A 24,619-nucleotide genomic window follows, 5' to 3' on the forward strand; every position below is an offset into this window, starting at 1 on the left:
AGGGTCATCCGGAGTTCGACCATGCCCTTACTCTACCTAGCTCCAGGTGGAGGACGAGTCGTCCGGACCGACCCGCCCCGTGGAGGACCGAGGTGTCGAACACCGACGTGATGTACCCGAACACGTCCGGTCCCGGACCTCGCGGGTGACGCTCGCCGTGGAGGCCGAGACGGCTGGTCGTGCGAGTGCCCCCGGCAGGATTCGAACCTGCGGCACACGGTTTAGGAAACCGATGCTCTATCCCCTGAGCTACGGGGGCGCTGACGACGGAACGCTCTGCAACGCGCCGGACGCCGGGAGGAGCCTAGCCGCTGCTCACCGCACCCCCACCCGGCCCGGTCACCCGTCCGGGTGGAGAGGGGTCCGCCGTGCATGGGTGAGGGGCTCACGGGTACGTCCACGCTCCGCTCGCGGGACCACAAGCCCCCGCACACCGGTGCCGACGCGCTCCTCAGAGGAGGGAGACACCGGCCGACCGGGGTCCTGTTCAGTTACTGTGAGTGTGCACGTCGAGACCCGGCAACGACGCCGGCGACGAGAGGTGGGAACGACAGCATGGACATGATCGTTGAGGACGCCCCAGACCGTGGGCGCTTCGAGGTCTTCCTGGGCGACCGGCTGGCCGGCTTCGCCACGTACCACGTCGACAGCGGCGTGATGACCCTGCCGCACACGGAGGTCGACCCCAGCCTGGGGGGCCTCGGTCTGGGCACCGAACTGGTCCGCGGCGTCCTGGCCGCCGCACGCGAGCGGGAGCTCACCGTCCTGCCCTACTGCTCGTTCATCCGGCACTACCTGCACGACCACCCCGACGACGTCGACCTGGTGGCCGAGGTCGACCGCCCCCGCTTCGGGCTGGCCACCGTCGACCACTGAGACCCGACACCCGCTCGGACGGCAGCTCCCGGAGCCCGTGCCTAGGCTCCGGGAGTGCCGACCTCCCTGCTCTGGTTCCGGCGTGACCTGCGCCTGACCGACCACCCGGCCCTGCTCGCCGCCATCGACTCCGCCGGCCCCGACGGCGCCGTCCTGCCGCTGTTCGTCTTCGACGACCGGCTGTTCGGCACCTCCGGGGGACCGCGGCGCCGGTTCCTGCTCGACTGCCTGGCCGACCTGCGCGCCGCCACCGACGGCGCCCTGGTGTTCCGGCACGGCGACCCGGCCCGGGTGGTGCCCGCACTCGCCGAGGAGGTGGGCGCAGGCACGGTGCACGTCTCGACCGACACCGGCGTCTACGGGCGGCAGCGCGACGAGGCGGTGGAGCGCGCGCTCGGCGACGTGCCCCTGGTGTGCACCGGCTCGCCGTACCTGGTCACGCCCGGCCGGGTGACCAAGTCCGACGGCACCCCGTTCAAGGTGTTCACGCCGTTCTCCCGCGCGTGGCGGGAGCACGGCTGGCGCGGGCCGGCACCCCGCCCGGACGACGTCCGCTGGCTGCGCGACGTGCCCACCGAGGACCCGCCGCCCACCCCGGACCTGGACGGCGTCGACCTGCCGGCCGGCGGTGAGGCAGCGGCCATGGACGCCTGGCGGAGCTTCCGCGACGTCCGGCTGCTGGGTTACGACGAGGGCCGCAACACCCCGGGCAGCGACGGCACGAGCCGGCTGTCGGCGTACCTGAAGTACGGCTGCATCCACCCGCGCACGCTGCTCTCCGACCTGGCGACCGTCGAGGACGGCCCCGAGCACGTCAAGCGGTACACCGACGAGCTGGCCTGGCGGGACTTCTACGCCGACGTGCTGTGGCACCGGCCGGACTCTGCCCGCGAGCCGCTCAATCGCGAGCTGGCCGGCATCGAGGTCGACACGGGCCCTGCGTCCGAGGCACGGGTGCGGGCCTGGGAGGGGGGACGCACCGGGTTCCCGATCGTGGACGCCGGTATGCGGCAGCTGCGCGGGTCGGCCTACGTGCACAACCGGGTGCGCATGATCGTGGCCTCGTTCTTCGTCAAGGACCTGCACCAGCCCTGGCAGCGCGGCGCCCGGTTCTTCATGCAGCACCTCGTGGACGGCGACCTGGCCAGCAACAACCACGGCTGGCAGTGGGTCGCCGGCACCGGCACCGACGCCTCGCCGTACTACCGCGTGTTCAACCCGATCACCCAGGGCAAGAAGTTCGACCCGGACGGCGACTACGTGCGCCGCTGGGTGCCCGAGCTGCGCGACGTCCCGGCGAGGTTCGTGCACGAGCCGTGGCTCTCCCCCGACGGGCTGCCCGCGGGCTACCCCGAGCCGGTCGTCGACCACGCCCACGAGCGCCGCGTCGCCCTCGACCGCTACGCCGCCGCCCGCGGCCGCTGACCCACCCACCGGCCATTCCCGCGAAAACGGCCCACCCGAGCGGCCACTTCCGCGGGAACGGCCCACCCGAGCGGCCACTTTCGCGGGAACGGCCCTGATCGCGGCCGGCCGGCCCCGCACACACGGTTCACCCACCGGCCATTCCCGCGGGAACGGCCCACCCGAGCGGCCACGTCCGCGGAAAGGGCCGGGGGCGGGGGAGGTCGGTGGGGGGTGGTGTCGTGGCGGTCACGTCGGCCGTCGTGGCACGGCGGGCGACCGCGGGCGAAGCTGGTCGCATGCCGAACGCCGAGCCGCGCCGTGCCTGAGGGCCACACCCTGTTCCGCCTGGCCCGGCAGCAGGACGAGCTGTTCGTCGGCCGCGAGGTGCACGTGAGCAGCCCGCAGGGGCGGTTCACCGCCGGCGCCGAGGCCGTCGACGGCCGGGTGCTGGACGAGGTGACGTCCTACGGCAAGCACCTGTTCGCCCGGTTCGGCGGCGACGTGGTGCACGTGCACCTTGGCCTGTACGGCAAGTTCACCACCGGCACCGGCACCGCTCCTGAGCCCCGCGGCGCGCTGCGGATGCGCTGGGAGGCCACGGGCCCCGACGGCGCCGGGGTCTGGACGGACCTGCGCGGCGCGACCGCCTGCGAGCTGCTCACCGACCCCGAGGTCGACGCGATCCTCTACCGGCTGGGCCCGGACCCGCTGCGGAAGTCCGACCCCCGCAAGGCCTACGCCCGGATCGCCAAGAGCCGGGTGACCATAGGCGCGCTGCTCATGGACCAGGCGGTGCTCGCCGGGGTGGGCAACGTGTACCGCGCCGAGGTGCTGTTCCGGGCCGGCATCTCCCCGTTCCGTCCCGGCCGCGACATCACGCCCGAGGAGTGGACGGCCCTGTGGCGCGACTTGGTCACGGTGATGCGGGCTGGGGTGAAGGCCGGCCGGATCGTCACCACCCGGGCCGAGCACCGCCCGCGCCGCAAGGGCGGGCTGCGCCGGGAGGACGCCAGCTACGTCTACCGGCGCACCGGGCTGCCCTGCCGGGTGTGCGGCACCGAGGTGCGCACCGAGGTCATGGTCGGCCGCAACCTGTTCTGGTGCCCCACCTGCCAAGCGGTCTGACCTGCCACGCCGTCTGACCTGCCAAGCCCTCTGAACTACAGGGCGCCCTTGTCGGGGTCCCCGGCGGGCACCGCGTCGTAGACGTGCACCACCGGCGGGCCGGCGACCTTGCCGGCCAGGGCCGGGCCCAGCGCGGTCAGTGCCGGCGCCGTGCCGTGCACCGCGAGAGCCTCCCGGCTCTCCCACCGCTCGATCACCACCAGCGTCTCGGCGTCCCGGTGCAGGGCGTACAGCTCGCAGCCGGGCTCGGCGTGCACCTGCGGGATGGCCTCCAGGAAGGCCTGCTGGACCGCCTCGAGCTGCCCCGGCAGCGGCGTGATGGTGGCGACGACGACGACGGACATGGTCACTCCTGCGTGCTCGGGGGCCGGAGACCTGGCCTGCGCCGGGTTCGCGGGTCAGGATGCCAGTCGTGACCCCTGCAGCCGGACCCGCTCCCGAACGCCGTCCGCTGCGGGTGGCCGTGATCGGCGCCGGGCCCGCCGGCATCTACGCCGCCGAGGCCCTGGCCGGTCAGGACGACGTCCCGGTGGCGGTCGACCTCATCGATCGGCTGCCGACGCCGTTCGGGCTGGTGCGGCACGGCATCGCCCCCGACCACGTGAAGATGCGGGCGCTGCGCGACACGTTGCACCACACCCTGGACCACGAGCGGGTGCGGTTCGTCGGCAACGTCGAGGTCGGGGTGGACATCTCGCTGGACGAGCTGCGCCGGCACGTGGACGCCGTGGTCTACACCTACGGCGCCGCCGGTGACCGCCGGCTGGGCATCGAGGGCGAGGACCTGCCCGGCAGCATGCCCGCCACCACGGTGGTCACCTGGTACACCGGCCACCCGGACGCCGACCGGGCCGGCGTCGAGGCCGTGCTGGCCCGCGCCCGCGACGTCGTGGTGGTCGGCGTCGGCAACGTGGCCCTCGACGTCGCCCGCGTGCTGACCCGGTGTCCGGCGGAGCTCGAGGCCACCGACATGCCGCAGCACGTGCTGGACGTGCTCGCCGCCGCGCCGGTGGAGCGGGTCACGGTGCTCGGCCGCCGCGGGCCGGCCCAGGCCACCTTCACCACGCAGGAGCTGCGCGAGCTGGGCCACCTGCAGGCGGCGACCGTGCTGGTCGACCCGGCGCAGGTGGGCGAGGACCCGGACCCCGTGGACCGGGCCGTGGCCCGCAACCTGGCCACCATGCGCGGCTGGGCCGACCACACCGAGGAGCCGGGCAAGGCGTCGCTGCGGCTGCGCTTCTACGCCCGCCCGGTGCGGCTGCTCGGCACCGACCGGGTCACCGGCGTCGAGGTGGAGCGCACCGCTGTCGATGCCGACGGGCGGGCGGTGGGCACCGGGGAGGTCGAGGTGCTGCCCGCCGACCTGGTGGTCCGGTCGGTGGGCTACCGCGGCCACCCGTTGCCGGGGCTGCCGCTGGACGAGCGCTCGGGCACCGTGCCGCACGAGGACGGCCGGGTGCTGCGCGACGGGGTGCGCTCGCCCGGGGAGTACGTGGCCGGCTGGATCAAGCGCGGGCCCACCGGCGTGGTCGGCACCAACAAGCACGACGCCCGGGAGACGGTGCACAGCCTGCTGGACGACGTCGCCGCCGGTGCGCTCACCGTCGGCGGCCCGGTGGACGACCTGGTGGACACGCTCGCCGCGCGCGGGGTGGGCGCTGTGCTGCTGTCGCAGTGGCAGTCGATCGACGCCGCCGAGGTCGCCCTCGGCGCCACCCGGGGCCGGCCGCGCACGACGCTGCACGACCGGGCCGAGCTGCTCGCCGCCGCGCGCACCGCCCAGGCGGCCGAGGCCGCCCAGACCGCCGAGGCCATCGGCTGACCGGCGCCTGACGCCCACGTGGTGGAGGGCCACGACCGAGGAGAGCAGCGCCGTGGCACTCCGTCAGCCACGGACGGGGCTGCGCCGTGGCCCGGCGTCAACCGCGGGCCGGGGCCAGGTCGACGACGAGGGCGCGGTGGTCCGACAGCGGCAGCCGCAGCGACCGGGCCTGCCCCACCGGCTCCAGGCGACCGCGCACCAGCACGTGGTCCAGCTGCCGGTCGGGGTTCTCCAGCGGGAAGGTCGGCGCGCCGGCCACGCTGCGCAGGCCGGTCACCCGGGCCGGCCGGGGCGGGGTCAGGTTGAGGTCGCCGAGCAGCACCAGCGGCTGCGGGGTGCCGGCCAGCGAGCGCATCAGCCGGCGCAGCTGCCAGCTGTTCCAGCCGGGCACGAAGGACAGGTGCGTGTTGACCACGGTCATCGGCCCGTGCGGGCTCTCCACGACCGCGGCGACGGCGACCCGCGGCTCGTCGCGCACCAGCTTGGGCCGCCGCTCGCCCGGGAACAGCACCGGGACGGCGGGGCGCAGCGCGGGCAGCCGCACCACCCGCCAAGACTGCACCGGCCAGCGGGACAGCAGCGCGATGCCGTAGGCCGCCGACCCGGGCTGCTCGTTGCCGGTCGCGGCCATCCAGGTGCCGCCGGGGGTGCCGGCCAGCGCCGCGACGAACTGGCTGTCCACCGCGCCCATCGCCGCCGCGGCCACGCCGGTGAGGTCCGCCCCGGCCGAGCGCGGCTGGTCCCGGTCGACCTCCTGCAGGCCCAGCACGTCGGCGTCCAGCTCGCGCACGGCAGCGTCCAGCCGGCCGACGTCGACCCGGTCGTCGGCCGGTGTCCGCCCGTGCAGGATGTTGAAGGTGGCGATGCGCACCCACGCCCTGTGCCCGGGACCAGCCCGTTCACACCGGGGGCGGTCGGTGCGTGAGCGGCCGGCGTCCCGGGTAGCGGGCGCGGATGGTGTTCCCGACGCAGGAGGCGGTCCGCGACGTCCTGAAGCGCACGGCGGTGGCGCTCAAGCAGGGTGACGTGCCCTTCGCGCTGTGCGGTGGCTACGCCGCCTGGGTGCGCGGAGCCCCGGAGCCCGAGCACGACGCCGACTTCCTGGTGCCCGAGCACGAGGCCGACCGCGCCACGAAGGTGCTCGTCGACGCGGGCCTGGACGTACGGCAGCCGGCCGAGGACTGGCTGGTGAAGGTGTACGAGGGCGAGGCGTTCGTCGACGTCATCCGGCGGGTGTGCGGCAGCCCGGTGGAGACCGACGTGATCGAGCGGGCCGAGGTGCTGCCCGTGCTGTCGGTGACGATGCCGGTCATCACCGCCACCGACATCGTCACCACCCGGCTGATGGCGCTGACCGAGAAGTACTGCGACTACACCCGGCTGTTCCCCGCCGCCCGCGCGCTGCGCGAGCAGGTCGACTGGGACGAGGTCCGCCGCACCGTCGCCCCCAACGACTTCGCCGCCACCTTCGTCACCCTCCTCGAGCGGATGGGTGTCATAGACCCAGCACGCTGATGGAAGGGCCCCCTGACCCCGCACGCTGATGGAACGGCCCCCCTGCAGGGTCCCGCCGCGCGCGGAGCGTGCGGTGGGGGGCAGGGGGGTCCTTCATCCGCTGTTGCGCAGGGCGGTGGCGACGCCGTTGATGGTCAGCTGGATGTTGCGGCGGGTCAGCTCGCCGTCGTCCCCGCCCCGGCGGCGGCGCAGCATCTCCACCTGCAGGTGGTGCAGCGGCTCCAGGTAGGGGAACCGGTTGCGGATCGACCGGGTCAGGGCGGGGTTGTCGGCGAGCAGCCGGTCGTCGCCGGTGACGGCGAGCAGCATCCGGCAGGTGCGCTCGTGCTCGGCCACGATCTGGTCGAACACCAGGTCGCGCAGCGCAGCGTCCGGCACCAGCGAGGCGTAGCGGCGGGCCAGGTCCAGGTCGGTCTTGGCCAGCACCATGCCCATGTTCGACAGCACGGTGCGGAAGAACGGCCAGCGTCCGTGCAGCTCCTGCAACCGGGCCAGCCGGTCGGGGTCGCCGTCCACCCAGGACTCCAGCGCCGAGCCGGTGCCGTACCAGCCGGGCAGCATGATCCGGGTCTGCGACCAGCTGAACACCCACGGGATGGCCCGCAGGTCGGTGATCTTGTCCCCGGCCTTGCGCGACGGCGGGCGGGAACCGATGTTCAGCTCGGCCAGCTCGCGCACCGGCGTCGCCGCGCGGAACCACTCCACGAAGCCCGGCGTCTCGTGCACCAGCGCGGCGTAGGCACCGCGGGCGCGAGCGGCCAGGTCGTCGAACAGCGCGTAGACGTCCTCGGCGTCGCCGTCCAGGCCCTCCAGGGACAGCAGGGTCGACTCCAGCGTCGCCGCGACCAGCGCCTCCAGGTTGCGGCGGGCCAGGTCGGGCTCGGCGTACTTGGCCGCGATCACCTCGCCCTGCTCGGTGATCCGCAGCTGCCCGGCCACCGACCCCGGCGGCTGCGCGCGGATCGCCTCGTAGCTGGGGCCACCGCCCCGGCCGACCGTGCCGCCGCGGCCGTGGAACAGCCGCAGGCGCACGCCCTGCGCGCGGGCCACCTCCACCAGGTCCAGCTCGGCCCGGTACAGCGCCCAGTTCGCGGCGAGGTAGCCGCCGTCCTTGTTGCTGTCGGAGTAGCCGAGCATGACCTCCTGCGTGCCGTCGCGGCCGTCGACCATCGAGCGGTACAGCGGCTCGTCGAGCATCGCGGCCAGCGTGGTGCCCGCGGCCTGCAGGTCGTCGATCGTCTCGAACAGCGGCGCGATCATGATCGGGGACGACGGCCGGCCGTCGGCACCGACGCCGACCAGGCCGACCTCCTTGAGCAGGACGGCGACCTCGAGCACGTCCGACACCGACCCGCACATGCTGATCACGTAGTTGGGGATCGCGCGCGGGCCGAGCAGCCGGATCTGGTCCGCGGCGGCCTGCAGCAGGTCCAGCTCACCGCGGGCCAGCTCGGACAGCTCCGCGTGCGCGCCGACCAGCGGCCGGCGCAACCGCAGCTCCCCGGTGAGCAGCTCCTGCCGGGCGGCCTCGTCCAGCGCCAGGTAGTCCGGGCACACGCCGGCCCAGGCCAGCAGCTCGGCGAGGACCTCCTCGTGCACCGAGCTGTTCTGCCGCATGTCCAGCCCGCACAGGTGGAAGCCGAACACCTCCACGGCCTCGCGCAGCCGGGTCAGCCGGTCGTCGGCCAGCGCGCCCGCGCCGTGGCTGCGCAGCGAGGCGGCCACGGTGTCCAGGTCGGCGATCAGCTCCTCCGGGGTGTCGTAGGCGGGCAGCTCGACGTCCGGCAGCGGGCCGGGCACCTGCCCGAGCACCCGGACGGCGGTGGCGGCCAGCCGGCGGTACACCCCGCGCAGCGCCCGCCGGTAGGGCTCGTCGGCCCGGAACGGCGAGTCGTCGCGGGCGGCGTCGGCCAGCTCCTGCAGCGCCGGCGTGGGCGTGACCAGCCGGGCCGACATGGACAGCTCGTCGGCGAGGGCGACCAGCTCGGCCAGGTGGTGGCGCAGCGCCGTCTCGGCCTGGCAGGTGGTGGCCCGGCGGACGGCGTCGGCGGTGACGAACGGGTTGCCGTCCCGGTCACCGCCGATCCACGAGCCGGTGACCAGCATCGGGGTGGGCAGCAGGTCGGCGTCGGGCCAGCGGCGGCGCAGCTCGGTGCGCAGCTCGGTGTTGATCGCCGGCACCACCGAGAACAGCGACAGCTCGTAGTAGCGCAGCGCCTCGTCGATCTCGTCGGACAGCCGCAGCCGGCTCAGCCGCAGCAGCGCGGTCTGCCAGAGCGTGAGCACCGCCCGGCGCAGCTGGCCCGACCAGGCCGGGTCGACGTCGCCGCCGGAGCGGTCGAGCTGCCGGATCAGGTCACCGACCTGCCGCTGCACCTGGGACACGGTGCGGCGGCGCACCTCGGTGGGGTGCGCGGTGACCACCGGGGTGACCAGCGCACCCTGGAGCTCGCGGGCCACGGTCGCGGCGTCCAGGCCGGCGTCGTCGAGCAGGTCGAAGGCGTGCGCCAGGCTGCCCTTCTGCGGCGGCGAGCCCTCCCGGCGGTGGTGCCGGCGGCGGCGCTCGTGGTGCACGTCCTCGGCCAGGTTGGCCAGCAGCGAGAAGTGGCTGAACGCGCGGATCACGTGGTTGGCCGAGCGTTCGTCCAGCCCGGCGAGCTGCTCGGCCAGGCCGGTGCGGTCCACCTCCGAGCGGCGGATCCGGAAGGCCTCCACCCGGGCGGCCTCGACCAGGGCGAGCACGTCGGGCCCGGCCTGCTCCTCGATCACCTCCCCGAGCACGCTGCCCAGCAACCGCATGTCGGCGCGCAGCGGGGCGTCGTCCTCACGGTCGTCGGGCTGGGCGGGACCGCCGGGCTGGCGGAGGTCTGCGACGTCGACGCTGGCTTCGGACACGAGGGGAGTATCGGGGGTGTCTGTGACGAGGAGGTGTCGGGCCGGCCGGGACCCGCGCCCGCCCTGCCCCCGGGCCCCGCCCCGGGGAGGATGGGCGTCGTGGACCGCCTCACCGCCCTGCCCGCCGCCCCTGCCGCCGCCGAGCACGGCGAGGGCCCCACCTGGGACGCCGGGCGGGGTGAGCTGCTCTGGGTGGACATCACCGCCGGCATCGTCCGCCGCTCCTCGGTGGCCGCCGACGGGGTCGTGGACGACGTCGCCGAGCACCGGGTCGGCGGCACGGTCGGCGCCGTGGTGCCCGCGGCGGCCGGCGGCTGGCTGCTGGCCGCCGGCCCCGGCTTCACCCACCTCACCGAGGACGGCCGGGCCCGCGTGCTGCTGGAGCTGCGCGGGGAGGGCGGGGACGCCGACGCCGGCGGCACCCGGATGAACGACGCGGCCTGCGACCGGGCCGGGCGGTTCTACGCCGGCACGATGGCCTTCGACGAGCGGCCCGGCGCGGGCGCGCTGTACCGGCTCGACGTCGACGGCACCGTCACCACCGTGCTGGACGGGCTGACGGTGAGCAACGGCATCGACTGGAGCCCCGACGACCGCACCGTGTACCTGGCGGACTCCGGCGAGGCCACGGTGCGGGCTCATCCCTACGACCTGGAGACCGGCGCCTTCGGCGAGGGCCGGGTGCTGCTCGACCTCACCGGCGACGACGGCCCCGCCGACGGGCTCACCGTCGACGACGAGGGCTGCGTGTGGGTGGCGCTGTGGGGCGGCGGCCAGGTGCGCCGGTACTCCCCCGACGGCGACCTGCTCACCGTGGTGGACGTCGGCACCGACAACACGTCCAGCTGCGCGTTCGCCGGCCCGGGCCGCGACCTGCTGGTGGTCAGCACCTCCCGGCACGGGCTGCCGGCCGAGGCCCGCGCCGCCCAGCCGGACGCCGGGCGGCTGTTCGTCGTCCGGCCGGGGGTGACCGGCCCGCCGGCGTACGCCTACCGGGGCCCGGTCGACGGCCTCCGCCAACGCTGAGCTGATGGAACGGCCCCGGTGCAGGGTCCCGCCGCTCGCGGAGCGTGCGGTGGGGGGCAGCGGGGTCCCTCAGGCGAAGGCCTCGCGCCAGGCGGGCATCAGCGACTTCTCGCTCCACTCCAGGAACGGCGCCTGCTGGTCGCCGCCGATCTGCACCAGCGCCAGGTGGGTGAACCCGGCGTCGGCGTAGGCCTTCGCGCCCTCGATCACGGCGTCGACGTCGTCCCCGCACGGGATGGAGGACGCGACGTCCTCCTCGCGGACGAACTGGCTGGCCGCGTCGAAGGACGCCGGGCCGGGCAGCTCGGGGTTGACCTTCCAGCCCAGGCCGAACCAGCGGAACAGCTGGTGCGCCCGGGTGGTCGCCTCCGCCGCGTCGGTGCCGTAGCTGATCGGCATCTGGCCGATCCGCGGCTTGCCGGTGCCGCCGGCGGCGTCGAACCACTCGCCGTACTCCCCCATCGGCTCGGTGGCGATCATCAGGTCGCCGTGCTCGCCGGCGATGCCGGCGGCCTGCCTGCCGCCCACCGCGATGCCGATCGGCACCCGCTTCTCGGGCAGGTCCCAGAGCTTGGCGGACTCGACGTCGAAGTGCTCGCCGCGGAAGTTGGTGGACCCCTCGCCGTCGAACAGCGAGCTGATGATCTGCACCGCCTCGACGAGCATCTGCTGCCGGATGTCGGCCGGCGGCCAGCCGGCGCCGACGACGTGCTCGTTGAGGTTCTCCCCCGAGCCCAGGCCCAGGGTGAAGCGGCCCTCGGAGAGGATCTGCAGCGTCGCGGCCTGCTGGGCGACGATCGCCGGGTGGTAACGGAACGACGGGCAGGTCACGTAGGTGGTCAGCGGGATGCGGCTGGTCGCCTGCGCCGCGGCGCCCAGCGTCACCCAGGCGTTGGGGGCGTGCCCCATCTCGCTGAGCCACGGAAAGTAGTGGTCGCTGCACACCGAGAAGTCGAAGCCGACCTCCTCGGCGCCGACCACGTGCGAGACGAGGTCACGGGGGCCGGCCTGCTCGGTCATCATCGTGTAGCCCAGCTGCATGGTCATGCCGCCGGGCTACCCCGCTCCCCCGCCCCACCAACCGCCTGGCCCCCTTCGGGGGCTCGCCCCGCGCGGAGCGTGGGGTGAGAGGAAGGGGGTCCTTCCTCAGCGCTCGGCGGTCAGCGCCTCGCGGTACTTGATCTTGCCGCCGGTGCGCAGCAGGGCGCCGGCGTAGATGCGCCCACCGAGCCGGACGACGAGCACCACGGCGACGAGCATGAGGGCCACCGCGACCAGCACCTCCCAGACGGAGGCCTCCCCCGCCGCCGCGCGGATCGGCATCACCAGTGGGGACACCCCGGGCACGAACGAGGTGACCGTGGCCAGCGTGCCCCCGGGGTTGCCGATGGCCTGCACGGCGATGATGAACCCGACCACCAGCAGCATGGTCATCGGTGTCAGCACGCTGCCCAGGTCCTCCTGCCGGCTGACCAGCGAGGCCGCGGCGGCGAACAGCGACGCGTACAGCGCGTAGGCCAGGATGAACCACATCAGCGACTGCGCGACGGTGCCGACGGCCTGCCCCGGCAGGTCGAGCACGCCGGCGGCCAGCGCCCCGCCGAGGCCGATCACGGCGAGGAGCACGATCTGCAGCAGGCCCAGCACGCCGAGGCCGAGGATCTTGCCGGCGAGCAGCTGCCACGGGCGCATCGTGGACAGCAGCAGCTCCACCACCCGGCTCGACTTCTCCTCCACCACGCCCTGCGCGGCGAACTGACCGAAGAGGATCAGCAGGAAGTAGGTCAGGAACGCACCGGCCGAGGCGACGCCGATCAGCTGGTCGCTGCCGGCCTGGCGGGGCTGGAGCTCCACGACCTGCACCGCCGGCGGGGAGTCCAGGCGCACGCCGGCCGCGACCAGCTGCTCCTGCACCGACTCGGCTGCCACCGCACCCCGCACGATCGACACGACGCTGTCGTCGGCCGACTCGTCGAACAGCAGCTGGGGCCGGTCGCCGAGCACCAGCCCGGCGTCGACGTCGCCGTCCTCGACCTGGGTGCGCAGCTCGGCCTCGTCCGCGGCGGAGGAGACCTGCACCTCCTGGCCGAACGCCGTGGCCTGCTCGGTGAGGAACGGCTCGATCGTGGACGACGAGCCGACGACGCCCACCCGGGTCGGGTCGTCGTCGCTGTTGAGCAGCACCTGGAAGACGAGCAGGCCGATGATCAGCACCAGCGTGACGACGGTGGTGACCAGGAAGGTGCGGTCGGTGATCCGGGTGCTCACCTCGCGGCGGGCCACCAGCCCGACCTGGCGCAGGCTGCTCGGCCGGGTGACCGTCGGCGCCTCGGGGGCGCTCACGCCGCCACCGCCGTGCTGCCGGTGGCGTCCGGGCCGCCCGCCGACGGGCCGGTCGGGGCGGCCACGGCCTCCCGGAACAGCTCGACCAGCGTGGGTTCCCGCCAGGAGAAGTGGGTGACCCGGCCGGTGGCGAGCGCGGCGCTGAGCACCTGCTGGTCGTCGGTGCCCGGCGCGAGCTCCAGCACCGTGTCACCGCGCTGCTCGGACACCACGCGGACGCCGGGCACCGCGGCGGCCCAGCCGGCCGGCGCGTCCGGCGCGACGACCCGCAGCTGCCGGCCGGCCTCGCGGGCGCGCAGGTCGGTGACGGTGCCGCTGGCCACGATCCGACCGCGGGCCAGGATGCCGACCGCGTCGCAGAGCCGCTCGACGAGCTCCAGCTGGTGGCTGGAGAAGATCACCGGCACCCCGCGCCGGGCCTGCTGCAACAGCGCCTCGGCGAGCGAGTCGACGCCGACCGGGTCCAGGCCGGAGAACGGCTCGTCCAGGATGAGCACCTCGGGCTCGCTGACCAGGGCGGCGCCCAGCTGCACCCGCTGCTGGTTGCCCAGCGACAGCTTCTCCACCCGCTCGTCGCGCCGCTCGCCCAGGCCGAGGACCTCGACCCAGTGCTCGGCGGCGCGGCCGGCGGAGGCGGCCTCCATCCCGTGCAGCCGGGCGAAGTAGGCCAGCTGCTCGCGCACCCGCATCTTCGGGTAGAGGCCGCGCTCCTCCGGCATGTACCCGATCCGCCGGCGCACGTCCTCGTCCACCGGCCGGCCGCGCCAGCGCACCTCGCCGGCGTCCGCGCGGGCCAGGCCCATCGCGATGCGCATCGTCGTCGTCTTGCCCGCGCCGTTGGAACCGCAGAAGCCGAACATCTGGCCCGGCGCGACGGTGAAGCCCACGCCTTCCAGCACCCGGTTGTCGCCGTAGGCCTTGTAAAGGCCGTCGATCTCCAGCACGTCCGTCTCCTGGGGTGGTCCTGAGCCTGGGTCACGACCGTAGCGCCGAGTGGATCATGTTGACCAGCGGGTCTCGGTGAACAGTCGCCCCACAGCGGCTCGCCCTGCGGGACCGCGCGCGGTGGGGTGTCATCAGCACATGAGCACCGAGAACCACCCGGCCCAGGTGCCGAGCGACGCTGGCCTCGGCGAGCTGCGTCAGGCCGCCGCCGGCTGCCGGGCCTGCGAGCTGTGGGAGCCGGCCACCCAGACCGTGTTCGGCGAGGGCCCGGAGACCGCCCGGATCGTGTTCGTCGGCGAGCAGCCCGGCGATCAGGAGGACCGTGCCGGGGAGCCGTTCGTCGGCCCGGCCGGCAAGCTGCTGGACCGCGCGCTGGGCGACGCCGCCATCGACCGGCGGGATGCCTACATCACGAACGCGGTCAAGCACTTCCGGTTCACCCCGACGCCGAAGCGGCGCATCCACCAGTCCCCGGGCGCCGAGCACCTCCGGGCCTGCCGGCCGTGGCTGGAGGCGGAGTTCGCCGTCCTCAAGCCGGAGATCGTGGTGTGCCTGGGCGCGGTGGCGGCCAAGGCGCTGATCTCGCCGTCGTTCCGGATCACCAGGGAGCGCGGGCAGCTGCTGCCCTGGACCCCACCCGGCGTCGCGGCCGCCGAGGACGGCGACGACGAGCCCGACGAGGGCGCCCCCGCCCAGACCTGGATGCTCGCCACCGCGCACCCCTCGGCGATCCTGCGCACCCCGGACGAGGGCCGCGCCGCCGCCTACGACGCCCTGGTCGCCGACCTGAAGGTGGTCGCGCACGCCCTGGCGTGAGCGCTTCGGACCCGTCCGGGTCGTCGTCCCCCGGCTGGGTCCGGATCGGCGAGGCGCGGGTCTGGTACGGCGGGCGTCCAGGTGTGAGCATGCCGTCATGAGGCAGGTGGTGGCGCCCGTGAGCGGGGCCGTAGGTCGCGGCGTCCGGCTCGGGGCCCTGTGCGGGGCGGTCGCCGCTGTGGGCAGTGCGCTGCTCCGCCTGGCGCCCGGCGGGCTCGGGGAACCGGGCCGCCTCCTCGCCGTGCTGGCGCTCGTCAGCATCGTCACCGCGCCGCTCGGGATCGTGGTCGGCGCCGTCGTCGGCCTGCTGGTCGGGCTGTGTGCCCGCGCCGGGACCGGGCCGCTGGCGGTGGTCGCGCCGGCCGTGGTCGCCGTCCTGTGGACCGTGGGGCTCCTGGTCGGCGGAGCCGTGCTGGACGGGGGCGGGGTGTTCGGGTTGGTCGCCCGGGTGCACACCTGGCTGGTCGCGAGCGTCGTCAGCGCCGCGTGGGGCGGCCACCGCCTGGACCGCTGGCTGCGCACGTCCCGACCCGACGCGACGTCGCTGCCCGCCGTCGGGCCGCGCGTCGCAGGGCCGCACGGCGTCGACCCTCCCGTGTCCGCGGGCCAGCACGGCGCGGGTCGGGACCAGATCGTGCCCGGGACGGGGCGGTGGTGGACACGGACACGGCCCGGGCTGACCGAGCGGGGCGGCGCCACCGGCGTCCGCTGGGGCGTGACCGCCGGTGTGGGCTGGGTCGCGGCGACCTACTTCGGCGGGGCCGCACTCGCACTGCTGCAGGACCCCACCCCGGCCGACGGCCTGTTCGCCGACCTCGCCGCTGCCGCCTTCGCGACGATGGTGCTGGGCCTGCTGGTCGCGGCGCCGGTCGGGGCCATGCTGGGCGGTCTGGTCGGCCTGCTGCTGGGCGGGCTGGGCGCCCGCGGCATCCGCGGTCTGGTCCTGCTGGGGCCGGTGGTCGCGGCGGCGGTGTGGCTGCTGCTGGTCTACCAGGGGGGACCGTCTCCCGATGCGTTCACCGGCGACTGGTGGGAGTTCGTCGGCGTGCCGCTCGTCTTCGTCTGCAGCTGCGCGGCGGCATGCGGGCGGGGTCTGGACTGGTGGCCCGCCGTCCCGCCCGGCTCGCTCACCGCCCGGCTCGACAGCAGGGTCGCGGGCGCGATCGGCTGCCTGGCACGCATCCTCGCCGCGCGGCGGGCGAGAGCGCACTGAGCCCTGCTGACGGCGGGCCGGCTGAGCGCTGCTGACGGCGGGGCGGTGGCCCCGCAGCGGCCACTCGCGGGGGGCTCCCGGCCGCGCCCGGGCCACTGCCCGGCCGCGGTCAGGCGGTGTGGCCGGCTGTGCCTGCGCGCGACGGAGCGGGATCCACCACGACCGGTGGCCGGGGCTCCCGCGGTGGGCCAGGCGCCCTCCGACGAGTCCCCGGCCCCGCCGGTGACGCCCCCGTCGCGGACCTGAGCGGACGCGCGCGCCGGCCGTGAGCTCGACCGCGGCTGGTCAGCTGCGGCCCAGACCGGCCTCCCGCGCGCGGACGACGGCCTCGGCGCGGTCGCGCACGCCGAGCTTGGCGAACACGGCGGTGACGTTGTTGCGCACCGTCTTCTCCGACACGAACAGCCGCCGGGCGATGGTGGCGTTGGGCAGGCCGGCGGCCATCAGGTCGAGCACCTCGCGCTCCCGGTCGGTCAGCTCGGGGAACGGCCGGGCGACCACCCCGGCGCCGGCGGTGAAGAACGCGCGCAGCCGGCGGGCCACCTGGGCGTCGTAGACCGCCTCCCCCGCGGCGACCGCGGCCAGTGCCCGGCCGATCTCGGCCTGACCGGCGCCCTTGAGCACGTAGCCCAGCGCCCCGGCCTGCACGGCGGCGAACAGAGCGTCGTCGTCGGCGACCATGGTGAGCACCAGGACCCGCACGTCGGGGTCCTCGGCGACCAGCCGGCGGGTGGCCTCGATGCCGCCCAGCCGCGGCATCTGCAGGTCCATGAACACCACGTCGGGTCGCTCGCGCAGCACCGCGGCGACCGCCTCCTCGCCGTCGCCGGCCTCGGCCACGACGTCGACGCCGAGGTCCTCCAGCAGCACCCGCAGGCCCGCGCGGAACACCGGGTGGTCGTCGGCGACCACCGCGCGCACGGCGGTCACGACCGGCGCTGCCGGGGCAGCACGGCCCGCACCCGGGTGCCGGGCGAGCCGTCGGTGACCTCGCAGTGCCCGCCGAGCTCCGCGGCCCGCTCCCGCATGGAGGCCAGGCCCACCCCGGCGGTCCGCTGCTCGGGCAGCCCCACCCCGTCGTCCACCACGTCGACCTCCACGTCGTCGTCCCTCCCGGCCACCCGCACCAGCACCTGCCCCGCCCGGGCGTGCCGGACCGCGTTGTGCACCGCCTCCTGCGCGATGCGGAAGGCGGCCACCTCCACGGCGGCCGGCAGGTCGTCCAGGTCGCCGACCCCCTCGACCACCACCCGCGGGCCGCCCTCGGCGCCCACCGGCACCCCGGCGCGCAGCGCGCCGACCAGGCCGAGGTCGTCCAGCGCCGGCGGGCGCAGCCCGTGCACCAGCCGGCGGACGTCGACCACCGCGTCGGCGGCGTGCGTGCTGGCCGCCGTCACCAGCACCCCGGCGCGCTCACCGTCGCCCCGGCGCAGCGCCGAGGCCGCCGTGTCCAGGGTCATCACCACCGCCGACAGCTGCGGGCCCAGCCCGTCGTGCAGGTCGCGGCGCAGCCGGCGGCGCTCCTCCTCCCGGGCCTCCAGCAGCCGTTCCCGGGAGTCGCGCAGCTCGGCGGCGGCGCGCTCGGCGTAGGCGGCGGCCGCGAGCCGGCCGGCCAGGTCGTGCACCAGCCGCACGTCGGCCGGGTGCCGGCGCCGCCCGGCGACCAGCAGCGTGCCGACCGGCTCGCCGTGCAGCACCAGCGGGATGCGCTCGGCGTCGTCGTCGACCTCGCCGGCCTGCTCCCGGGTGCGGACGGCGCCCGGCGGCCCGGCCTCGACGGCGACGCCGGCCAGCCCGAGGCCACCGGCGACGACGGCGGCCCCCTCGCGCAGCGCCTCCCGCGGTGTGCCGGCCGACCGCAGCGCCTCGTCGAGCCGGGTGAGCAGCGCGTACGGGTCCCGCCGGCCGCCGTACAGCAGCCGCTCGACGCCGCGCTCCACCTGCGTGCGGGCCGGCTGGAACGCCAGCGCGACGGCGAAGGCGGCCACGAACGGGGCCGCGCCGCTGCGGGCGCCCAGCAGCGCCCCGGCCCAGCCGGCGACCGCGGCGTACACCAGCGCGGTGAGCCCGAACAGCACCGCGCCGGCCAGCGTGCGGGCCACCAGGGCGTCGATCGCGTAGAGCCGGTAGCGCAGCGCGGCGACCGCCAGCCCGGCCGGGACGGCGAGCACGCCGAGCGCCACACCCCACCACGGCGCGAGGAACGTGGTGGCGACGGCGATCGCCACGCCGTAGCCGGCCCAGCCGAGCTGGCGTCGCTCGTCCGGCCCGCCGCGGCGCACCCGCACGCCCAGCGAGACCAGCGCGGTGAGCACGCCCACGGCGAGCACCGGGGCGAAGCCGGGCACCGCGAACGGCGTCCGGGGTCCGCCGGGCAGGGCCAGGCCGGCCGTCGTCACGAGCGTGAGCGCCAGCGCCGCAGCCCAGGGCAGCCGCCAGCGGCCGGGCAGCGGGACGCCGAACGGAAGCACCTGGGGCAGCACGGTGGTGACCAGCAGGAAGGCCGGCACCCAGGCCCACGAGCGCAGCCAGTCCGCCGCGGTCGCGCCGCCGGTCGCCGTCGACCAGGAGGTGGCCAGCACGTACGCCGCCGCGGAGAGCCCCACGGCCAGCAGCAGCCAGCCCAGCCGGCGTGCGGCCGGCACCCCGACGAGCAGGGCACCCACCAGGCCGAACGACGGCGCGAGCACCGGCTCCGGGGTGTCGAACAGCTGCCGGAGCCAGTCGCCGCCGGTCAGCAGTGGCAGGACCAGCGCGACCGCCGTCGCCAGGCAGGCGACGGCGGCCAGCAGCCGGGCCACCGGGACGGCGGCCCGGCTGCTGGACGGGCGGGAGCGCATGGCTGGTGAACCTAGGTGCGCGGGACGCCGGAGTGCCGGATCAGGCGCGCGGCGCGGTGCCGCGGGCGATCTCCCGGGCCAGGCCGAGCGCGCCGGCCAGGAAGAGCCAGTGCGGGTCGACCGGGCCGACGGCGCCGATCGTGAAGTCCAGCGCCAGGAACACCAGCCAGGTCGCGGGGATCCAGCGGGCGACGGCGCCGGTGCGCAGCAGGCCCACGCAGAGCACCAGCATCCCGAGCACGGTGCCGGCCAGGAACGGCAGGTAGGTGAGCGCGCCCAGCGGAGCCGAGGACTGCAGCTCCTCGGCGACCGCAGCGGCCCCCGGCACGCCCCCGGTGGCGAGCGGCAGGGAGAGCAGTGCCAGCACGTGCACCCCGGCGAAGCCCCACATGCCGACGGCCAGCAGCGACCCCGCCGTCCAGCCGGTGCGCCGGGCCCGGGCGGCGAGCAGCCGGGCGGCGGCCAGGAAGCCGACGAGCATGAACGGGACGGCGAGCGTGCCGATCACCGCGCGGGCGCCGTAGAGCGTGGAGTGCTCGGCGACCAGCCGGAGCTCCTCGGCGATCGAGTCGGGCCGCTCGGGCAGGAACTGCGCGAGCACGGCCTCGGTGGTGTTGAGTGCGGCGCCGACGGCGAGGCCGACGACGGCCAGGCGCCGTCCGGGCAGTGCGGCCGGGGCGGGGGCGGTGCGGGTGGGGCTGGCGAGCGTGGTCACGGTGGTGCCTCTCGTGCTGCGGCAGGCTGTTCCTGCCGGCGTGGCACGAGCGTCGGGCGGGAGCCGTCCCGCACACCCGGGAGCAGGGTCCCGACCTGACCGGGACGCGGTTCCGCGTGGTCGATCATCGGCACGTGGTCGCGCGACCGGCCCTCCGCCGGCGTGTCGTGCCGCCACCTGCCGATGATCAACCGGTTCGCGGGCGGCGCGGCGGGCGCGGCAGCGCCACTCGTGCGGCCTTCCTGGCCGCACCCGGGCCGCTGCTCACCCCCGTCTGGCAGCGTTGTCCCGCCGTCGGCCAGACGGCGGGGCGATCTGGCCGGCGGTGGGGCAACGCTGGGTCGGGTCAGCGACCGGCGGACGTCTCGGTGTGGGAGGCGCGGAACAGCCAGAACGACGGCACCAGGACGGCGATCAGCAGCATCGCCACGATGATCAGCACGCCACCGGAGACCATCGCCGCGGTCACGCCGAACCCGGCCGCCACCGCACCGGCGCGCAGGTCCCCCAGCCGCGGGCCGCCGGCGACCACCACGAGGAACACGCCCTGCATCCGGCCGCGCATCTCGTCCGGCGCCGCCAGCTGCAGCATCGAGGAGCGCAGCACCGCGCTGACCATGTCCGCGGCGCCGGCGACGGCCAGGCACAGCACGGCCAGCCAGAGGGTGGAGGCGAACCCGAAGCCGATGATCGCCACGCCCCAGACCGCGATGGCCACCAGCACCACCGCGCCCTGCCGGTCGACCCGGCTCACCCAGCCCGACGTCAGCCCCATGACCAGCGAGCCGATCGAGACCCCGGCGAACAGCCAGCCCAGGCTGTTGGCGTCCCCGGCGAACAGCCCGGTGGAGAGCTCCGGGAACACCGCCTGCGGCCAGGCGAACAGCATCGCGATCACGTCGACGACGAAGGTCATCAGCAGCACCGGCTGGGTGCGCAGGAACGCGAACCCCTCACCCACGCCACGCACCGCGGCACCCAGCCGCAGCCGCTCGGCGATCACCCCGACCGGGGGGAGAGCCGGCAGCCCGCGCAGCAGCAGGACGGCGACGGCGAAGCCCGCCGCGTCCACCGCGTAGGCAAGGAAGAGGTCGCCGAGACCGATGAGCAGCCCGGCCAGCAGCGGCCCGGCGATCACCCCGATCTGCCGGATGGTCATGGCCAGCGCATTGGCCGCCGGCACCTGGTCAACCGGCACCAGGGCCGGGATCACCGCGCTGCGGGCGGGCTGGTTGACCGCAGCGAACGCCGACACCAGCGCGGTGAGCACCCACAGCACGGCCAGGTGGCCGTCGCCGGGCAGCGCGGCCTGGACCGCCAGCAGCGCGGAGGTCACCGCCGCGCCCACCGAGGTGACCAGCATCAGCCGGCGGCGGTCCATCGCGTCGGCGATCGCCCCGCCCAGCAGCCCGAAGACGATCAGCGGCACCAGCGCCACCACCGAGGTGACGCCGACCATCAGCGAGGAGCCGGTCAGCTCGTACACCTGGTACGGGACGGCGACCAGCGTCATCTGCTGCCCGAGCATGGTCACCGCGACCCCGCCGAACAGCCGGCGGAAGGCGGGGATGCGCAGCGGCGCGGTGTCGATGGCCAGCCCGCGGGCGCGCGAGGAAGCCGGCTGCGGCTGCTCGGCCCGGGCAGAGCCCTCGACCGCGTCGACCGGCGCGGGTGACGTGCTGGAACGGCCCCGTCGCAGGGGCCCGCGGCGAGCCTGCGAGTCGTGGGGGGCGACGGGGTCCTTCGTGCGGTCCTCCATGGGGTCCTTCATGGGGCCAGGCGCTGCACGCCCCAGACGCCACCCTCCTCGTCGTCGCGGGCGAAGACGATGCGGTCGTGCAGCCGGTCGTGCCCGCCCTGCCAGAACTCGACCCGCTGCGGCAGCACCCGGTACCCGCCCCAGACGTCGGGCCGGGGCACCGGCTGCCCGGCGGTCTGCTCGTCCAGGCGCCGCATCCGCTCCACCAGCTCCGCGCGCGACTCCACGACGGTCGACTGCACCGAGGCGACGGCGGCCAGCTGGGCCCCGCGGGGGCGGGGGTCCCACAGCGCGTCGGAGGCGGTGGGGCCGACCCGCTCCACGGTGCCGGTCACCCGGACCGAGCGCTGCAGGGCGTGCCACGGGAAGACCAGGGCCGCGCGCGGGTTGACCGCGAGCTGCGCGCCCTTGGTCGAGGCGTAGCTGGTCGCGAACACGAAGCCGTCGGCGTCGTACCCCTTCACCAGCACCACCCGGGCGTCGGGGGCGCCGTCGGCGTCGGCGGTGGCCAGGACGACGGCGTTCGGCTCCGGGACCTCCGCGGCGACGGCGTCGGCGAACCAGCGGTCGAACTGCTCCAGCCAGGAGGCGGCGAGCACGTCGTCACCGAAGGCGCCCACGTCGCCGCTGCCGTCGTAGTCCTTGCGCATGCTGCTCAGGTCGGGCACGACCGCCATGCTGTCACCGCGCTGCCCACCCGGCCCGCGCACGGACTGTGACCGACGTCGCACAGGACCCGTGGGGCGACGGGGCCGACTGTGTCCCGCGGCCCCCGTGCCCCTAAGTTGGGTCGCAGCCGTGCGCCGACGCCGTCGCCCGCACGTGACCAGCGCGCAGAGGGAGCACCGGACAGATGGCTGACGACTTCGTACCCGGGCTCGAGGGCGTCATCGCCTTCGAGACCACCATCGCCGAGCCCGACAAGGACGGCGGCGCCCTGCGGTACCGCGGTGTCGACATCGAGGACCTCGTCGGCAAGGTGACCTTCGGCAACGTCTTCGGCCTGCTGGTCGACGGCAAGTTCGGCTCCGGCCTGCCGCCGGCCGAGCCGTTCCCGATCCCGGTGCACACCGGCGACGTGCGCGTCGACGTGCAGGCCGCGCTGGCGATGCTCACCCCGATCTGGGGCTACCGCCCGCTGCTGGACATCACCGACGAGGAGGCCCGCGACGAGCTCGCCCGGGCCGCCGTCATGGCGCTGTCCTACGTCGCGCAGTCCGCTCGCGGCATCGGCGTCCCGGCCGTGCCGCAGAAGCGGGTCGACGAGGCCTCCACGATCGTGGAGCGCTTCATGGTGCGCTGGCGCGGCGAGCCCGACCCCCGCCACGTCGCCGCCGTCGACGCCTACTGGACGTCCGCCGCCGAGCACGGCATGAACGCCTCCACCTTCACCGCCCGCGTCATCGCCTCCACCGGCGCCGACGTCGCCGCCTCGCTGTCCGGTGCCATCGGTGCGATGTCCGGCCCGCTGCACGGTGGCGCGCCGTCCCGGGTGCTGCACATGCTCGACGAGGTGGAGAAGTCCGGCGACGCGGTGGCGTACGTCAAGGACCTGCTCGACCGCAAGGAGCGGTTGATGGGCTTCGGCCACCGGGTCTATCGCGCCGAGGACCCCCGCGCCCGCGTGCTCCGCCGCGCCGCCGAGGAGCTGGGCGCCCCCCCGCTTCGAGGCCGCCCTGGCCCTGGAGAACGCCGCGCTGAAGGAGCTGCGGGAGCGGCGTCCGGACCGCCCCGTCGAGACCAACGTCGAGTTCTGGGCCGCGATCGTGCTGGACTTCGCCGAGGTGCCCAGCCACATGTTCACCTCGATGTTCACCTGTGCCCGCACCGCCGGCTGGTGTGCGCACATCCTGGAGCAGAAGCAGACCGGCCGCCTCGTGCGCCCGTCGGCCCGCTACGTCGGCCCCGACCCCCGCAAGCCCGAGGACGTCGAGGGCTGGGACACCGTCGCGGTCCAGGAGATCGGCCAGTAGGAGGACCTCCTGCCCCGCAGGAGGCGACAGGCGGCCCGGTCCCGCGCACCGCGGGGCCGGGCCGTCGGCACGTCCGGTCACCCACCCCGGCACCACCCGCACACCCCGAGAGGCACCCTGGATGAGCATCACGATCCCCACCGAGCTCCTGCCCGCCGACGGCCGGTTCGGGTGCGGGCCCTCCAAGGTGCGTCCCGAGGCGCTGGCCGCGCTGGCCGCCTCCGGGGCCGACGTGATGGGCACCTCGCACCGGCAGGCGCCGGTGAAGCACCTGGTCCGGCGGGTCCGCGAGGGCCTCGGCCGGCTGTTCGACCTGCCCGACGGGTACCAGGTCGTGCTGGGCAACGGCGGGTCCACGGCCTTCTGGGACGCGGCCACGATCGGGCTGGTCCGCGAGCGCAGCGCCCACGGCACCTACGGCGAGTTCTCGGCCAAGTTCGCCGGCGCCGTCGCCGAGGCACCGTTCCTGGCCGACCCGGTGGTCACGAAGGCCGACCCGGGCTCGCTGGCGCTGCCCGAGGCCGTCGCCGGTGTCGACGCCTACGCCTGGGCGCACAACGAGACCTCCACCGGTGTCATGGCCCCGATCGCCCGCCCCACCGGCGCGGACGACGGGTCGCTGGTGCTGATCGACGCGACCAGCGGCGCCGGCGGGCTGCCGGTCGACGTCCGGGAGACCGACGTCTACTACTTCGCCCCACAGAAGGGGTTCGCCTCCGACGGCGGGCTGTGGCTGGCGCTGATGAGCCCCGCCGCGCTGGAGCGGGTGGCCGAGATCAAGGCCGGCGGCCGGTGGATCCCGGGCTTCCTGGACCTGTCGACCGCGGTGGACAACTCCTCGAAGGACCAGACCTACAACACGCCGTCGGTCGCCACGCTGTTCCTGCTCGCCGACCAGGTCGAGTGGCTCGACGGCCTCGGCGGGCTCGACGGCTGCGTCGCCCGCACGACCGACAGCTCCAGCCGGCTGTACTCGTGGGCGGAGGCGTCGTCGTTCGCGACGCCGTTCGTCACCGACCCGGCCCACCGCTCGCTGGTCGTGGGCACCATCGACTTCGACGAGTCGGTCGACGCCACGGTGATCGCCGCGACGCTGCGCGCGCACGGCGTCGTGGACACCGAGCCCTACCGCAAGCTGGGCCGCAACCAGCTGCGGATCGGCATGTTCCCCGCCGTCGACCCCGACGACGTCAGCGCCCTGACCGCCTGCATCGACCACGTCGTCGGCAAGCTCTGACCCGCGCCGCCCCCAGCGTTGATCAGCTGAGCTGATCAACGTCCGGCCGAGCTCACCAACGTTGGTGAGCCAGGCCGTACGGTGATCAGCTCAGCTGATCACCGTACAGCGA

General features: G+C 75.2%; 21 protein-coding genes and 1 tRNA gene. 10 read left to right on the forward strand and 12 right to left on the reverse strand.

Annotation, left to right across the window (positions count from 1 at the left end):
• Window positions 1-186: 186 nt before the first annotated feature.
• A tRNA-Arg gene (locus G1H19_RS20740) sits at window positions 187-259 on the reverse strand.
• Between the two features lie 296 nt (window positions 260-555).
• Here G1H19_RS20740 and G1H19_RS20745 point away from each other — a divergent pair.
• From G1H19_RS20745 to G1H19_RS20755, 3 genes are all read left to right on the forward strand, one after another.
• On the forward strand, window positions 556-876 hold the full coding sequence (locus tag G1H19_RS20745; protein ID WP_152730835.1) for a GNAT family N-acetyltransferase: 321 nt from the start codon (window positions 556-558) through the stop codon (window positions 874-876).
• A gap of 54 nt (window positions 877-930) precedes the next feature.
• Window positions 931-2,301 carry a cryptochrome/photolyase family protein gene (locus tag G1H19_RS20750; RefSeq protein ID WP_162393584.1) on the forward strand — a complete coding sequence of 457 codons (1,371 nt, stop codon included), beginning with the start codon at window positions 931-933 and terminating at the stop codon, window positions 2,299-2,301.
• Window positions 2,302-2,601: 300 nt separating this feature from the next.
• Window positions 2,602-3,408 (forward strand): Fpg/Nei family DNA glycosylase, encoded by an 807-nt coding sequence (locus tag G1H19_RS20755; RefSeq protein ID WP_162393583.1) that lies wholly within the window; start codon window positions 2,602-2,604, stop codon window positions 3,406-3,408.
• Between the two features lie 35 nt (window positions 3,409-3,443).
• On the opposite strand, the gene G1H19_RS20760 is transcribed toward G1H19_RS20755, so the two are convergent.
• Window positions 3,444-3,752, reverse strand: a complete 309-nt coding sequence (locus G1H19_RS20760; RefSeq protein WP_152730834.1) for a putative quinol monooxygenase — start codon at window positions 3,750-3,752, stop codon at window positions 3,444-3,446.
• A 68-nt stretch (window positions 3,753-3,820) separates the two neighbouring features.
• On the opposite strand from G1H19_RS20760, the gene G1H19_RS20765 reads away from it, so the two are divergent.
• Window positions 3,821-5,230: an FAD-dependent oxidoreductase gene (locus tag G1H19_RS20765; protein ID WP_235928406.1), complete on the forward strand. Its 1,410-nt coding sequence runs from the start codon at window positions 3,821-3,823 to the stop codon at window positions 5,228-5,230.
• A 97-nt stretch (window positions 5,231-5,327) separates the two neighbouring features.
• On the opposite strand, the gene G1H19_RS20770 is transcribed toward G1H19_RS20765, so the two are convergent.
• On the reverse strand, window positions 5,328-6,101 hold the full coding sequence (locus tag G1H19_RS20770) for an endonuclease/exonuclease/phosphatase family protein (RefSeq protein WP_162393582.1): 774 nt from the start codon (window positions 6,099-6,101) through the stop codon (window positions 5,328-5,330).
• Between the two features lie 83 nt (window positions 6,102-6,184).
• Here G1H19_RS20770 and G1H19_RS20775 point away from each other — a divergent pair, with 83 nt between their 5' ends.
• On the forward strand, window positions 6,185-6,745 hold the full coding sequence (locus G1H19_RS20775; RefSeq protein ID WP_152730832.1) for a hypothetical protein: 561 nt from the start codon (window positions 6,185-6,187) through the stop codon (window positions 6,743-6,745).
• Between the two features lie 93 nt (window positions 6,746-6,838).
• Here the strand turns inward: G1H19_RS20775 and ppc are convergent, their stop codons facing one another.
• Entirely contained in the window at window positions 6,839-9,640 is a 2,802-nt protein-coding gene (ppc, locus tag G1H19_RS20780) for a phosphoenolpyruvate carboxylase (protein ID WP_202926021.1), read from the reverse strand.
• Between the two features lie 99 nt (window positions 9,641-9,739).
• Between ppc and G1H19_RS20785 the strand changes: the two genes are divergently transcribed.
• A complete protein-coding gene (locus G1H19_RS20785) occupies window positions 9,740-10,666 on the forward strand; it encodes an SMP-30/gluconolactonase/LRE family protein (RefSeq protein ID WP_235928404.1) in 927 nt (308 codons plus the stop codon).
• 69 nt (window positions 10,667-10,735) lie between these two features.
• On the opposite strand, the gene G1H19_RS20790 is transcribed toward G1H19_RS20785, so the two are convergent.
• The 3 genes from G1H19_RS20790 to G1H19_RS20800 all read right to left on the reverse strand — a co-directional run bounded on the left by G1H19_RS20790 (window position 10,736) and on the right by G1H19_RS20800 (window position 13,953).
• Window positions 10,736-11,713, reverse strand: a complete 978-nt coding sequence (locus G1H19_RS20790; RefSeq protein WP_152730830.1) for a TIGR03557 family F420-dependent LLM class oxidoreductase — start codon at window positions 11,711-11,713, stop codon at window positions 10,736-10,738.
• A 99-nt stretch (window positions 11,714-11,812) separates the two neighbouring features.
• Window positions 11,813-13,009 carry an ABC transporter permease gene (locus G1H19_RS20795; protein ID WP_162393581.1) on the reverse strand — a complete coding sequence of 399 codons (1,197 nt, stop codon included), beginning with the start codon at window positions 13,007-13,009 and terminating at the stop codon, window positions 11,813-11,815.
• Window positions 13,006-13,953 (reverse strand): ABC transporter ATP-binding protein, encoded by a 948-nt coding sequence (locus tag G1H19_RS20800; protein ID WP_162393580.1) that lies wholly within the window; start codon window positions 13,951-13,953, stop codon window positions 13,006-13,008. The genes G1H19_RS20795 and G1H19_RS20800 overlap by 4 nt, the downstream gene beginning before the upstream one ends.
• A 121-nt stretch (window positions 13,954-14,074) precedes the next feature.
• Between G1H19_RS20800 and G1H19_RS20805 the strand changes: the two genes are divergently transcribed.
• Together G1H19_RS20805 and G1H19_RS20810 are read left to right on the forward strand one after the other, a co-directional pair.
• Window positions 14,075-14,770, forward strand: coding sequence for a UdgX family uracil-DNA binding protein (locus tag G1H19_RS20805; protein ID WP_268896007.1), 696 nt, complete (start codon window positions 14,075-14,077; stop codon window positions 14,768-14,770).
• 118 nt (window positions 14,771-14,888) lie between these two features.
• Window positions 14,889-15,983 carry a hypothetical protein gene (locus tag G1H19_RS20810; RefSeq protein ID WP_152730828.1) on the forward strand — a complete coding sequence of 365 codons (1,095 nt, stop codon included), beginning with the start codon at window positions 14,889-14,891 and terminating at the stop codon, window positions 15,981-15,983.
• A gap of 285 nt (window positions 15,984-16,268) precedes the next feature.
• Here G1H19_RS20810 and G1H19_RS20815 read toward each other — a convergent pair whose 3' ends face one another.
• The 5 genes from G1H19_RS20815 to pdxH form a co-directional block, all read right to left on the reverse strand.
• Window positions 16,269-16,913 carry a response regulator transcription factor gene (locus G1H19_RS20815; protein WP_235928401.1) on the reverse strand — a complete coding sequence of 215 codons (645 nt, stop codon included), beginning with the start codon at window positions 16,911-16,913 and terminating at the stop codon, window positions 16,269-16,271.
• Window positions 16,910-18,823: a histidine kinase gene (locus G1H19_RS20820; protein WP_152730826.1), complete on the reverse strand. Its 1,914-nt coding sequence runs from the start codon at window positions 18,821-18,823 to the stop codon at window positions 16,910-16,912. The genes G1H19_RS20815 and G1H19_RS20820 overlap by 4 nt, the downstream gene beginning before the upstream one ends.
• Before the next feature lie 40 nt (window positions 18,824-18,863).
• A complete protein-coding gene (locus tag G1H19_RS20825) occupies window positions 18,864-19,538 on the reverse strand; it encodes a hypothetical protein (protein WP_152730825.1) in 675 nt (224 codons plus the stop codon).
• A 346-nt stretch (window positions 19,539-19,884) separates the two neighbouring features.
• Entirely contained in the window at window positions 19,885-21,297 is a 1,413-nt protein-coding gene (locus G1H19_RS20830; protein WP_152730824.1) for an MFS transporter, read from the reverse strand.
• A gap of 8 nt (window positions 21,298-21,305) precedes the next feature.
• The gene (gene pdxH / locus G1H19_RS20835) at window positions 21,306-21,974 is read right to left on the reverse strand and encodes a pyridoxamine 5'-phosphate oxidase (protein ID WP_152730823.1); all 669 of its coding nucleotides are present in this window, start codon (window positions 21,972-21,974) and stop codon (window positions 21,306-21,308) included.
• A 176-nt stretch (window positions 21,975-22,150) separates the two neighbouring features.
• On the opposite strand from pdxH, the gene G1H19_RS24955 reads away from it, so the two are divergent.
• Window positions 22,151-23,395, forward strand: coding sequence for a citrate synthase 2 (locus G1H19_RS24955; RefSeq protein ID WP_459562363.1), 1,245 nt, complete (start codon window positions 22,151-22,153; stop codon window positions 23,393-23,395).
• Window positions 23,392-24,507 carry a phosphoserine transaminase gene (gene serC, locus G1H19_RS20845; RefSeq protein WP_152730821.1) on the forward strand — a complete coding sequence of 372 codons (1,116 nt, stop codon included), beginning with the start codon at window positions 23,392-23,394 and terminating at the stop codon, window positions 24,505-24,507. Before G1H19_RS24955 ends, serC begins: the two co-directional genes overlap by 4 nt.
• The last annotated feature ends 112 nt before the right edge of the window (window positions 24,508-24,619 follow it).

Source organism: Goekera deserti (assembly GCF_010685995.1).
Classification (GTDB): Bacteria; Actinomycetota; Actinomycetes; order Mycobacteriales; family Geodermatophilaceae; genus Goekera; species Goekera deserti.

Bases quoted from the DNA above. Each gene is read 5' to 3' on its own strand.
- G1H19_RS20775 (WP_152730832.1), top strand. From the start codon at position 6,185: ATGGTGTTCCCGACGCAGGAGGCGGTCCGCGACGTCCTGAAGCGCACG.
- G1H19_RS20820 (WP_152730826.1), bottom strand. From the start codon at position 18,823: ATGCGCTCCCGCCCGTCCAGCAGCCGGGCCGCCGTCCCGGTGGCCCGG.
- G1H19_RS20790 (WP_152730830.1), bottom strand. From the start codon at position 11,713: ATGACCATGCAGCTGGGCTACACGATGATGACCGAGCAGGCCGGCCCC.
- G1H19_RS24955 (WP_459562363.1), top strand. From the start codon at position 22,151: ATGGCTGACGACTTCGTACCCGGGCTCGAGGGCGTCATCGCCTTCGAG.
- pdxH (WP_152730823.1), bottom strand. From the start codon at position 21,974: ATGGCGGTCGTGCCCGACCTGAGCAGCATGCGCAAGGACTACGACGGC.
- serC (WP_152730821.1), top strand. From the start codon at position 23,392: ATGAGCATCACGATCCCCACCGAGCTCCTGCCCGCCGACGGCCGGTTC.
- G1H19_RS20760 (WP_152730834.1), bottom strand. From the start codon at position 3,752: ATGTCCGTCGTCGTCGTCGCCACCATCACGCCGCTGCCGGGGCAGCTC.
- G1H19_RS20830 (WP_152730824.1), bottom strand. From the start codon at position 21,297: ATGGAGGACCGCACGAAGGACCCCGTCGCCCCCCACGACTCGCAGGCT.
- G1H19_RS20745 (WP_152730835.1), top strand. From the start codon at position 556: ATGGACATGATCGTTGAGGACGCCCCAGACCGTGGGCGCTTCGAGGTC.